Below are 12,475 nucleotides of genomic sequence, written 5' to 3'. Positions count from 1 at the left end.
TGTCGCCTAATACAGGCTACGAGCCCAGTGCCAACTCAGGACCGTAGCCCGTATTAGGCGATAGCCGTAATACGGGAACTTCCTACATTCCCATACTCAAGGAGCTTTCTGAAGAATAACTCTCTGAATCTGAGCCTGAACTGCTTTCATTTACGTGTTTCTTTCCAGATTTCTTCTGTGATTTTATATCAACCACCTTTGTTTGATCACTTACCTTACTTACTTCAATAGATTGTTGCGATTTTTCGCTACCTAATTGCTCCATCATTTTAGCGCTGCTGGATGGAATAACCTCTTGCTCTGCATCTTTTTCCGCATGTTTTCTCGCTCTCTTCTGTTTCGCCTCTGTATATTTATGCGCCAGATGTTTCATCCCGTGCGTCACTCCAAAACCAGAAACCACCGCAGCAGCTACCCCACCACCCGTTGCAAGCACAGCAGGCGTAGCCGCAGTAGCTGTAGCAGCCACTGCGGCTGCTGCTGTGCCTGCAACAACCACACCGCCAACAACAGCCGTTGCTACAGCTCCAACTGCTAATAGTACCGCGCCACCCCCAACAAGAATGACCCCGCCCCCAACAACAACTTTTACCACTGTAATCAAGGGGCTGAAAATAACGACGCGCTCAGTTCTGTATTCATAAACATCGTACATGATTTACTCCTGGTCAAAACTTTATTGTAATTTCCCATGTTGACCATCGTAATACGTAGAAACACGTAGACCTTAAAGCCGGTTTGTGCTTTAAAATTTCGCTGTGTGTTGACATTTTACTGACATACGTCACAATGCAAGCCATACATGTGCATGGCTGAGAAAGAAGATTATGAATACACCTTTCCTGCATCTGACCTTGGTAACAGATAAAAAGAATACCTCTATTCCCTCCTACCTTGAATTGATTCAACAGTGCATCAAGGGTGGGATTACCTGCGTACAGCTGAGAGAAAAATTAATACCTTACGAAGAACTGTTGTTTTTTGGGCGCGCTTTAAAAAGTATTCTGGATAAAAACCATATCCCCCTGATCATCAATGATCATGTGGATCTGTGCATTGAACTGGATGCCGCTGGCGTGCATCTGGGGCAAAACGATGGCGATCCAATCAAGGCTCGCGCACTGCTCGGACCCGATAAAATCATCGGAATCAGTACCAATACCATCACCCAAGTGATTAAGGCGAACGCTTTACCGATAGATTACCTGGGGGTAGGCGCGATTTTCCCAACAGAAAACAAACCTGATGTACAAACCATCTGGGGATTGGATGGGCTGAAACAAGCTGCTCAAATCAGTGCCCACCCTCTTGTTGCTATCGGCGGTATAAACGAAAACAATGCTCAGTCTGTAATAAGGTCTGGCGCAAATGGCATTGCCGCAATCGGCACGTTTCATGGCGCAAAAGATCCCCGTCAGATCACATCCAACTTATTGACCACAATAAATCAGGCCTATCATGATCGATAAAATAAAAAAAGCGCTGCTCGATGTACAACGGCAAAAACCTTTGGTGCTTAATCTGACCAATTTTGTCACTATGGACTTTGTCGCCAATTGCCTGCTGGCACTAGGGGCTGCCCCCATTATGAGTAACTGTGAAGAAGAACTGGAAGAATTAATGAAGCTCTGTTCCGTGCTCTATATCAATACAGGTACCTTGGACAGCTCTTTCATTAATTTCACCAAAAAAGCCATTGCACTCGCCGTTCAGTATCATAAACCCATTGTTTTTGATCCTGTAGGAGCCGGAGCTACAAAAATCAGGACAAAAACAGCAAAAGAGATATGTCCGTTTGCCACAATCATCAGAGGCAATGCAAGTGAGATTATAGCCCTGGCAGATCAAGACTCCGCAACCAAAGGTGTTGAATCCATCCATACAACTGATGAAGCCAAGGAAATAGCCCAAAATTTGGCGCGCAAGTATAAAACAACCATCATCGTCAGCGGTGCCATTGATTTGGTTACTGATGGCCAACGCTCAGCAGAAGTTACCGGTGGTTCGCCTCTCATGCAACTGGTTACAGGCATGGGCTGTGCCATGACAGCAGTAATCGCGGCATTTAAAGCGATAGTTGATGATCCCTTTGACGCGGGCCTCATTGCGGTCCATTACTTTGCTTTTTGTGGCAGTAGGGCCGCATTGAAACATCAAAACCCCGGTTCGTTCAAAACTGCATTTATAGATCAATTGCACAGGCAAGAATACGAACCATTCAGGAATATCCTATGATAAGTGAAAAAGAGCTCATTGGACTTGTGCAAGAACAATCTGATGGTTTTATTGGTGACGATGCTGCGGTGCTCCCTTCTTTAACTGGCGAAAGATACCTAATCAGCAAGGATTTACTCATTGAAGACGTTCACTTTCGCATTCACTATTTTACGCCCCAAGATCTCGCCCACAAGGCTTTAAACGTTAATTTAAGTGATCTCGCAGCAATGGGAGCGAAACCGCTGTATGTCTTATGCGGCATTGCCATACCCAAAGGCTTGCAAGAATATGCCCGTCATTTTCTCCAGTCATTAACTCTGGCATGCAAAGAAGCAGGCATTATTTTAATTGGCGGTGATACCACCTCCTCGCAAGAACATTTATTCATCAGTATTACCGTGCTTGGCAGTGCACATGCAGAAACGATTAAATACAGAAATTCAGCCAAAGTGGGAGATGTGCTTTGTCTGGCAGGCAATCTGGGCTTTGCGCATTTAGGATTTACTGCTCTTGAAAACAATAACAGTACACCATACACCCCCTATTTTTTGCGCCCTGATGCCCGAATCAAAGAAGGACTTTGGCTGGCAAAACAAAAATGCATCACCAGTATGATGGACAGTTCCGATGGGCTGTTCATCGATGTGAACCGTTTGTGTGATGCGTCAGGCAAAGGAGCCGTAATTGATCTTGATAAGGTGCAAAACTGTCTGGAGCCTGAAGTGTCTTTACAAATTGCGTTGGAAGGTGGTGAAGATTACGGGCTGCTTTTTACTGTAAATCCCCATTCCCTGGAAGAATTAACCAGACAATTCGCCGAGATATTTAATTACCCCCTTAAAATTATCGGCTTTATTACAGAAGACCAATCCGTTTCATTGCAAAAGGATGGTCAACACATTGATTTGAACATCACCCCATTTACCCATTTTGGAGAAAAGCTATGAGGTACAAATGTTTATCCATAGCCGGCTTTGATGGTTCAGGTGGCGCAGGATTGCAGGCTGATTTGAAAACTTTTTCAGCAACCGGGACTTACGGAATGACCGTGCTCACTGTGATACCGGTGCAAAACACCTGTGGCGTGAGGAGCTGTTATGAAATCCCGCTGTCTTGTATCAAAGAACAACTTGAAGCAATCTTTGATGACATCAGACCTGACGCGATTAAAATAGGCGCCCTCTTTTCTGCTGAAATCATTGAGTTAGTTGCATCATTTTTAACAAAGAATGCCCAGAATATTACCATAATACTGGATCCTGTGATGGTCGCAAAAAGTGGTGATATCTTGCTTAAGGCTACTGCTATAGATGTTTTAAAAACAAAATTAATCCCGATTGTTGATCTCATAACACCTAATATACCTGAAGCAGAAATCCTGATCTCTCAAGGCCATAAGAAAAAGATATTAGCACATAAACTGTTGGATTTGGGCTGCAAGGCTGTGCTCTTGAAAGGAGGACACGAACATTCCGCGACTTCAGATGATTTATTCATTAGCCTGGAGCAGGAAGAAGTATTATCCACTCCCAGGATTGATTCTAAAAATACTCACGGTACAGGCTGCACCTTGTCTGCGGCGATTGCCAGCTTTGTAGCCCAAGGAGATCCATTACTTGATGCATGCAAAAAAGCCAAAGCCTATTTGTTTGAGGCCATGCGTCACAGCAAAGAGGTAAGTATCGGGAAGGGAAATGGCCCAGTGCATCATTTCCATCATCTGTGGAATTATTTATCCTGATTGGGTAAAGTTGCTTCGGAATAGCACAGTGCGTAGCCCGGTCTGCTCGCAGCCGGGATCGAAGTGGCACCATGCCGCTTGCAGGAGATCCTTCGCGCCAAAAGACGCGCTCAGGACGACGTGGATTGGGGACGTTGATATTGAGGGACCTGGATTTCTTAACTTATATGAGTTTCGGATAAGAAAGTTGTTTTCTCCAGTCGTTACTTCGATGCCGTTCGGGCTGAGGAGAGGCGGTAGCCTCGTCTCGAAGCCTTAGCACCATACCAAGGCTTCGAGACAGCGCTATCGCGCTTCCTCAGCCCGAACGGCATCGAAGTAACGACTGGATCAAACACGCTTCTTATTCGAAACTGACGTTAAAATAATGGGTAAGGTCATCAAAGATCCACATCCTCCCTCTTCGCGCCATCCTATGTCGCCCCACTATCCTACATCGCCCCCCCATCCTACATCGCCCCCCCATCCTACATCGCCCCCCCATCCTACATCGCCCCCCATCCTACATCGCCCCCCATCCTACATCGTCCCACCATCCTACGTCGCCCCACCATCCTACGTCGTCCTGAGCGCGTCTTTTTGCGCGAAGGATCTCCCGAAAACGGCATGATGCCAATATTTGGAGATCAATCCTTCGCACAAAAAGACGCGCTCAGGACGACGTGGATCTGGGTGCTCGGCAGCCTTGACAATTTCATGTACCCTTCTACAATGACAAGAGCAAAATAATTTGATTTTGCTTACTCCACAAAGCGTAACTCAATAAATTAAAAGGGAATTTAAATGAACAAATTACAAGTTACTGGCGCTGCTTTAGCAGTGGGTGCTGCTTCAATGTTTGCTTTAGCTCCAGCATTCGCCGATACTGATACTACTACTGCACCCATGGTTCAATGCAAAGGCGGTAATTCCTGCAAAGGGCAAAGCAGTTGCAAAACAGCAGACAATGCATGCAAAGGCCAAAACTCCTGCAAAGGAAAAGGCGTTGTTGATATGACTCAAGACGAGTGCGACAAAGCTGGCGGTTCAGTAGTGCAACACGCTAGCTAATTTGTGGTTGCTCCAGGCATAGTCCTTATGTCACTGCCATTAAGTTAAGGAGTTCCGCCGTCCCGCGGCTTGTCCGCGGGATCCAGGACTCTCACTCCCAACTTAGATCTCTGGATACCGCGGACAAGCCGCGGTACGGTGGAGTAGGGCTTCACTTAATGGCAGTGAATCCTCATGCCTGGTTTCCCTGTCAATAATTAGGTTTCTTATGGATGTTTCTGCATTTAAAAAGACTCCAATGCCATTCCTGGGCTTTGGTCTTGGTTTACGCCCCGACTATTATGAAGAAATTCTAACGCAAAAACCGGATTTGGACTGGTTTGAAATCGTTTCAGAAAATTACATGGTTCCTGGTGGCAAGCCCCTTTATTATCTGGACAAGATACGTCAGGATTACCCAATAGTCATGCATGGTGTTTCCCTATCCCTGGGGAGCTCCGATCCACTCAATATCACTTATCTAAACCAATTGAAAGCTTTGGCTTCTCGTATTGAACCAGTCTGGGTTTCTGACCATTTATGCTGGACTGGCGTGAATGGGGTGAACGTTCATGATTTACTGCCCATTCCTTATACTCATGAAGCAATCAGCCATATTGTTTCACGGATTCAGCACATTCAGGATTTTTTAGGTCGTCCCATTTTAATTGAAAATGTGTCCAGCTATCTGAGCTACAAGCAATCAGAAATGACGGAGTGGGATTTTATCGTTGCACTGGTAAAACAGGCGGGATGCTATATTTTACTTGATGTTAATAATGTGTATGTCAGTTCTTATAATCATCAGTTTAATCCTTTGGATTATATTAATGCCATGCCGATAGAACGGGTTGCCCAAATTCATTTGGCTGGTCATTCCAATCATGGCGCATACATTATCGACACCCATGATGCCCCGGTTATTCAGCCAGTATGGGATCTTTATGCTGCTGCCATCCAGCGCTTTGGCCAGGTATCTACCATGATAGAGAGAGATGATCGTATGCCCGCCCTGGCAGAATTGCTCGCTGAGGTGCATCATGCGAAAGACATTTCGCAGCGAGTCTTAACGCATGAGGTAATGGCATGAGTAACCTTTTTCAGCTGCAAGAGCAACTGCAGCATTTTATAATGTCTGGCCATTCGGCAATCATGGAACATATTGTTCCCACAGAACGTATTGGTGTGGCTGACCGGTTAGCTATCTATAGTGATGCATACACGTTGCGATTGACAGAAAGTTTAAGCACCAGCTTTCCTGCGTTGCATCTTTATTACGGTACCGAAGAATTTAATAGATTGTGTCGTACTTATATAGATAATTACCCTTCCTCCTGTCATTCAATCCGTTGGTATGGGGATGCATTGGCTGAGTTTATCAAAAAGAACACTGATAAATCACATCTTGCCGAACTGGCTGATTTTGAATGGAGGATGACTTTAGCCTTTGATGCTGCCGATGATCCTGTTCTTACTATTGAAGAGATGGCTGGGGTGCCTCCTGAGTCCTGGGCTGAGATGTATTTTATTCCCCATGGGTCAGTACAACGGTTAAATTATTTCTGGAATGTTATTCCTGTCTGGCAAAGCCTGGTTCATGATAATGATTTACCTGAATGGAATGAACATCCCAACCCCGTCCCCTGGATACTTTGGCGCTCTCCAGAGCAGTTGATTCAATTTTATAGTATGGCAGAAGAAGAGGCGGGGGCTTTGGATGCTGTCATTCAAGGCATGTCCTTTGCTACCCTTTGTGAAGGCTTATGCCAATGGATGGCGCCGGAAGACGTGGGAATGAAAGCGGCGTCTTATCTTAAAAACTGGATTCAAAATGGGATTTTGTCACAGATGCGTGTTGGTAGTTCATAAGGCAGACCGGGCTACGGGCCTGTACCATTACCCGATTCACGTCGTCCTGAGCGCGTCTTTTTGCGCGAAGGATCTCCCTAAAGTGGCATGGTGCCATATGAGGTGACGACGTGAATTGGGCTGCGATTTGTCATTTAATTTAACCGAATGATTATTTTTTGAATAATTTTCTCTTTGGTCTAATCTTAGAATAGATAACTATATTCTTCAGAGGTTGGTCATGGGGGTTATTACACAAATCGGGTTTGAGGATCTGTTGGATCAATTAAAACTGGAAAAAGAAAAATTATTGCCAGGCCAAAAACTCTCTTTTGCTGATTTTTTGAAAAAAAACGGCTATGAAACTACCTTGAACGCCATTCATTTTGCCATAGAAAATAAAACAGTAACGCACAGCAAAATGCAGAGTAAGGATGGTTCGCTCAGTACGGTAACTACAGTGCCGCGCCGAACTGATTTGTTGTATGACATTGATTTTACCGGTTGCGACTTATCACAATGTGATTTTAGTGATTGCGATTTAACCGGTTTTGTCTGTACCAATATGACACTCAATGAATGCACTTTTAACGGGACTGTTCTTAATGATGGACTAATGTCCAATGTGATTCTTGAACGTACCAGAATCAGTGACACTACTTTTGATTACGGAACCCTGAATAACGTACGGTTTATCGATTGTCCTATAGAGTATTCAAGTTTTAATTTCCTTAAAGAATTAAAGGATGTCACCCTGGAAGGCTGTTCCATCCGATCTGTTGCCCTGTTGGGTGGAGTCCCGGCAGAGCGAGTGAGCATTCGTGCACCTGTCCAACCCGATGAACCAACGCAGACTATCGAAGATTTTCGCACTGATAAAGCTGTAGTATTGCACAATGTAGTAAAGCAAAATTTCAAACCCGCAGTTTTATTACCGTGGAATGACAGTACTCCTGGTATGTCTGCAACCTTAACGGAACGGGTGTTGCTGTCTAAGGGAATACAGCCTGTCCGAATGGATTATAAACCACAGGTTGATGCCAAAGCTTTGGATAAAGAGATCAATGATCTTAATGGCTTAACCCAGGAAAAAATGGATATGTTAAAAGCAAAAGTACTGGAAACTGCCAGAAAGATTGCTTCTATGAAAGCCCAGGAGAGAGAGAAAGCACTGGATGCTGCTTATACGAAAGTGGTGCCATTGGCAGTTTATAATGCCTTAAAAAGCGTGACTTTTGGTTTATTAAGTAATTCTAAAGTTTCTGACAAAGACATTACAGAACAATTTGATGCTCAATGGAAAAAGCAGGGCATCAGTTTTCCCATGCTTATGATTGAAATCATGCGTGAGGAACATGCTAAGGATCATAATAAATTTCCCCAGGCAGCACAATTGTACGAGCATGCGAAATCAGTGTTTGATAAGGTCGATGGAGTAATGATTGCTGGTGCGCAGGATATTGATCCTCGTTTTTATGGCCAAAAACAGGCTCCTGAAACGGTGCTTGAAACCTATCCGGATCAACCTGATGTTATTGATTCACGACGAGACCTGCTGGAGTTTAGTCTGGTCTATATGCAACAAAAGGCATCTGCACCGAAACCGTTCTGCGGCGTTTGTCGTGGTTCGCAAGTTACTGCTGTTGCTTATGGAGGTACTCTTTCTCAAGGCCTTAAGACAGCAGAACGTCATGATTTTTTTGTAGAAACAATTCAGCCTGCACAAAGCACAGCTGAGTCACCGCGCCTTTCTATGGGAAGCAGACTGTCCCTTACCGCGGAGGATCGTGGCGTACTTAATGCACTGTTTTTTCAGCACCAGGGATATGATTTAACCTCTGCTCGTGGCTTAAATTCGGTGGATTCAATACACACTTCAAGTGGGGCATTCATCGATGTCATTGCAGAACACTTACCTCAAAATATTTTCATCGTCCAGGCTCATCCTGATTTTGGCACTGCTCAAAATACCCAGGATTTGGGCGCAATTGATTTGCAGTTGGGTGGGCGGATTGCTGAAAGTGTATTTGGGCAATTCAGTACAAGAGTTCAAGCCTTCCATAATGCCCAAAAAGTAAGTAGTGAGCTGATGACATCGTCAGTACTCAGTTCCGGGCGTATTTTTCTGGGGCGCAATGAAGATGAAGACCGAACGGCAAGTGTCTCCATTCCAGAAAAGACAAAGGACTATCAAACCGTATGTATTGGTATGGGACCTGTGGGGTTATTAGCTGCTTTAAGCGCCATGGACAGAGGGGAAAAGATTGTCATTCTTACCGATAGGGCACCTGATACAGGTTTAAGCATCAGGCAGCAAGTCTTAGGTGTAGACGATGAAGCGATGATGTTTGTTAAAAGTCTGGTAAGGCCAGAAATCTGGGAGTATTACGTAAGGAATAATATCATTACCCTGCATCCTTACGATGCCCCCAACCCCGATAAACCCGGGAAAATGATGAGTCTGAATTATTGGTATTTTTCTATCGGTGGTTTGGAAAAAATGCTTATTGATGAGTGCAGTGCCAGAATAGACGATCGCTGTATCAAATTATCAGGAAAAAGTGATCCTGAGGAAGCACGGGAAGCAGTACGTTCTCAGGTTGGCATTGATGTCTTGGTAGTGGATAAAATAGATCCCAAATTAACTGCCAGTATTCAGTTGTCAGGTAAAACCCGCTTAAATTATTCTTCCGATACCAATATTGCTGACATCTTGAAATACTTACGTGCTCAAACCTTATTACGGCAAAAGCATATGGACATCAGACAGGATGAAAAAACGATTACTGTTACGGGTATTAAATCAGTAAACGGTGTTCCAACCCCTGTTGCAGAGCAACGCCAGACTTTTGGATACGAACACATTGCTATAGCCAACGGTGGCAAACAAGCAGCTGAAAAGGCATTGGCTACGGTATTCCATGCTGAGAATGTTCATGCCTCAGAACCCATAATTAACAGTCATGTTGCAGTAATATTTAATTTAAAAGGAAGTTTGGGACATCCACCAGTGGCTTTTGATGCCCATGAATTGATGCGACAGATTGAACAGGCCAAAAAGGACAAAACAAGTGAACCCATTAAAATGGTTGCATTGAGGGAGTATGGCTGGACGGATGCATCACGCCCACATCAGCAAATTTATGCGTCGCGGGCAAATACTCTGGAGCATGAATTTTGTTACATAGGATGTGAATATCCTGAAGCTTTAAAAGTACCAGCAATCAGGGTAGCCATAGAATTAAAATTAAGTAATCCGGCAGAGTACGAGAAGTCAGTGCCAGCCAGGATTCGCGAAGCAATTGATCGTGATCCCAATAAAGACCACGCCAATCTGATTTCCAAAAAATTATGCAGGCAGTGGAGTCGTATGCTGTTTCAAGACGCATTGCCTGAAAATATATGTGATGCCCATATTACGGATCCCGTTTATGACAATCCCAGCGATCCTATTCAAATAGGCCAAAGGCAACTGGAAACCTCTCCCTTTGATTTAGCCTTCAGTGAATTGGATACCTCTATTATAATAAGTGGTGATCCTTTGCATGAGGATGTTGGCACTATAGTATCCTTAGGTGATGGACGCATGCTGCCTTTATATACTACAGGAACAGGATTCCAGACGGGTGCGAAAATGGCCATGCATTATCATCATGCCCAGACTGCTTTGGCAAAAGGGCTTGCTGCATTCAAGGAAAAATATCATTGGGACAGTGGCAGCACCAAGGATGAATCCGAACAATATCGTGCTGAATACCAGAAATTAATAGGTGATGTATATACCCGTTATCATGCCGGGGTACGCTCCGAAATCGATAAAATTCGTGTAGTCCAGGCTGAGTGGATCGAGAAAAGAAATGAACGGGTTTTAAAAGCTGCTTCTGTTTTTTACGTAATGGAACAGGCTACAGAAATGTGGGAGAGGACGCAAAAAGTTGCTATTGCTTGTGAGGCGATAAAAGGTGATTCACGACAAGGATCGTTCTTTGCAGCCGAAGGAAAAGAATTCAAAGACCTTATTCCCGATAAGGCTATGGCAGAAAAATTTGAGCGTATCAGGGCCCATATGAGGAAAGTAACCTTTGATTTAAATCAATTTTATGTGCAGTTTGACGAACACCAGATTACGGCTTATGAAGGAGTACCGGAATTGGCTTTGAATAAAAAAGAAGCAACTGTACAGGAGTATTATTCTTATTTACGGAAAGCCTGTTTAAGCATTAAAGAGTTGGAGCAGGAAATTTCCAGTTGTAATGATTTTTGTGCCATGGATGCAACAAGGACAGGGATGAGTGAAGGGGTGTTTGCAAAATTGAAGGCAGCTACAGTAGAAATGCAGGCATTACTTGAATGCGATATTTATAAAAGGCATTCTGCGGAGAATGGGCTGCAAATCAGTGATAATCCCTTTATTCATGATGCACTTTTAACTTCAACAGCACGTCCGGTTGTTGCCATTTAGAAAAATACGGGATTTTTTGATTAAAAATAATCCTAAATTGTGTTAATATGTCCTTATTGACTCAAAAGGAGCATCGAAAGTGAGTTCTGAATTATTTAAAAGCAATATGTCGCGGTGGAAAAACGGTTCTGATCTGAATAATTTGATACAATTAAAACTATTCGAGCAACTTTTGGAGCGATTGGATAACAAAGAGTTAAATGCTTCTTATCTGCATTTCAAAGAAGGTCGTACTGCCTTTTCCGAACTCAGCGAACAATCTATGGCATTCTTTTTAAGATTAGAATCATCCGCTAAAATTGAATTGTTTAAAGATCAGCCAGAAAATCTGAAAACATTATGTGACCATATGTCCCCTCAGGAAAGGCAGCTTTTTTTGAATATTGCCAGTGCAGCCGGGGCGGTAAAAACCTGCAGATTTCTGGTGAATCATTATGCTGTGAATCCCAGCCCTGATACAGCAACCCTGGCGTTTTTAGCGCCTTCACCCAATGTAGCAAAATACTATATTGAAGAGTTGCTGGCGGGGCCCAAATTATCTGTAGCAGCAAATCTGACTGCCGTGAATTTAAATTGGCCATTATTGCACTATTTACAAACTACATACGGAAACGAACGTTTGAAACAAGCCGATTCAAACGTACTTGCTACTGCTGCATTTCATTCTGATCAGACAAGGGGTTTGGATTTTATAAAACAAGCTCTTGATATTTTCACTCCCAACACTCTTTCTTTATTATCCGCTTATGAAGCAAAAAATGTCACGGCTTTTGAGATGATGTTACAGGCTTCACCTGCCCAGGCTTCCACCGCAAAGCCGTTTTTTGAGGGGCTCTGGCGATATAGCAATGATAATGAAAGCGTTTCCAGGATAACTCAGCTCTTAGATCAATATGATGAGACAATGGTTAGGCCTGATGAAGAAAATGAAACAAAAAGCTATCCTTCAATGGGGTCATAAATTCTGTTTTTCTTGCTTTGCGAAGTACTGGGGTTTTGATTTTTCACGAACTCGTATTACACTCTTCAACAGCTGACTGAACCCACTGTCATTAAATTAAGGAGTTCCGCCGTCCCGCGGCTTGTCCGCGGGATCCAGAGATCTAAGCTCGGAGTGACATTTCTGGATCCCGCGGACAAGCCGCGGGACGGCGGAGTAGCGCTTAACTTAATGGCAG

General features: G+C 43.9%; 10 protein-coding genes. 9 read left to right on the top strand and 1 reads right to left on the bottom strand.

The features are described from left to right. Positions 1 to 82: 82 nt before the first annotated feature. Positions 83 to 655, bottom strand: a complete 573-nt coding sequence (locus tag B094_RS0100140) for a hypothetical protein (protein WP_018575759.1) — start codon at positions 653 to 655, stop codon at positions 83 to 85. Between the two features lie 172 nt (positions 656 to 827). Between B094_RS0100140 and thiE the strand changes: the two genes are divergently transcribed. The 9 genes from thiE (at position 828) to B094_RS0100095 (ending at position 12,258) form a co-directional block, all read left to right on the top strand. Next, positions 828 to 1,469, top strand: a complete 642-nt coding sequence (thiE, locus tag B094_RS0100135) for a thiamine phosphate synthase (RefSeq protein WP_018575758.1) — start codon at positions 828 to 830, stop codon at positions 1,467 to 1,469. Continuing rightward, positions 1,459 to 2,235 (top strand): hydroxyethylthiazole kinase, encoded by a 777-nt coding sequence (thiM, locus tag B094_RS0100130; protein ID WP_018575757.1) that lies wholly within the window; start codon positions 1,459 to 1,461, stop codon positions 2,233 to 2,235. Before thiE ends, thiM begins: the two co-directional genes overlap by 11 nt. Next, a complete protein-coding gene (gene thiL, locus B094_RS0100125) occupies positions 2,232 to 3,164 on the top strand; it encodes a thiamine-phosphate kinase (protein WP_018575756.1) in 933 nt (310 codons plus the stop codon). Before thiM ends, thiL begins: the two co-directional genes overlap by 4 nt. Next, complete coding sequence (gene thiD / locus B094_RS0100120) at positions 3,161 to 3,958, top strand: bifunctional hydroxymethylpyrimidine kinase/phosphomethylpyrimidine kinase (protein WP_018575755.1); 798 nt, start codon at positions 3,161 to 3,163, stop codon at positions 3,956 to 3,958. Before thiL ends, thiD begins: the two co-directional genes overlap by 4 nt. Before the next feature lie 783 nt (positions 3,959 to 4,741). Next, positions 4,742 to 5,008, top strand: a complete 267-nt coding sequence (bufA2, locus tag B094_RS0100115; protein WP_018575754.1) for a BufA2 family periplasmic bufferin-type metallophore — start codon at positions 4,742 to 4,744, stop codon at positions 5,006 to 5,008. A 208-nt stretch (positions 5,009 to 5,216) separates the two neighbouring features. After that, on the top strand, positions 5,217 to 6,077 hold the full coding sequence (gene bufB, locus B094_RS0100110; RefSeq protein ID WP_018575753.1) for an MNIO family bufferin maturase: 861 nt from the start codon (positions 5,217 to 5,219) through the stop codon (positions 6,075 to 6,077). Beyond that, the gene (locus B094_RS0100105) at positions 6,074 to 6,856 is read left to right on the top strand and encodes an HvfC/BufC N-terminal domain-containing protein (RefSeq protein WP_018575752.1); all 783 of its coding nucleotides are present in this window, start codon (positions 6,074 to 6,076) and stop codon (positions 6,854 to 6,856) included. The genes bufB and B094_RS0100105 overlap by 4 nt, the downstream gene beginning before the upstream one ends. A 220-nt stretch (positions 6,857 to 7,076) precedes the next feature. Next, positions 7,077 to 11,297 carry a gamma-glutamyl-gamma-aminobutyrate hydrolase family protein gene (locus B094_RS16365; RefSeq protein WP_018575751.1) on the top strand — a complete coding sequence of 1,407 codons (4,221 nt, stop codon included), beginning with the start codon at positions 7,077 to 7,079 and terminating at the stop codon, positions 11,295 to 11,297. Positions 11,298 to 11,376: 79 nt separating this feature from the next. After that, on the top strand, positions 11,377 to 12,258 hold the full coding sequence (locus tag B094_RS0100095) for a hypothetical protein (RefSeq protein ID WP_018575750.1): 882 nt from the start codon (positions 11,377 to 11,379) through the stop codon (positions 12,256 to 12,258). Positions 12,259 to 12,475 lie beyond the last annotated feature (217 nt).

This window comes from Legionella shakespearei DSM 23087, assembly GCF_000373765.1.
In the GTDB taxonomy this organism is placed as follows: domain Bacteria; phylum Pseudomonadota; class Gammaproteobacteria; order Legionellales; family Legionellaceae; genus Legionella; species Legionella shakespearei.
This window is presented reverse-complemented; position numbering and strand designations above follow the sequence as displayed.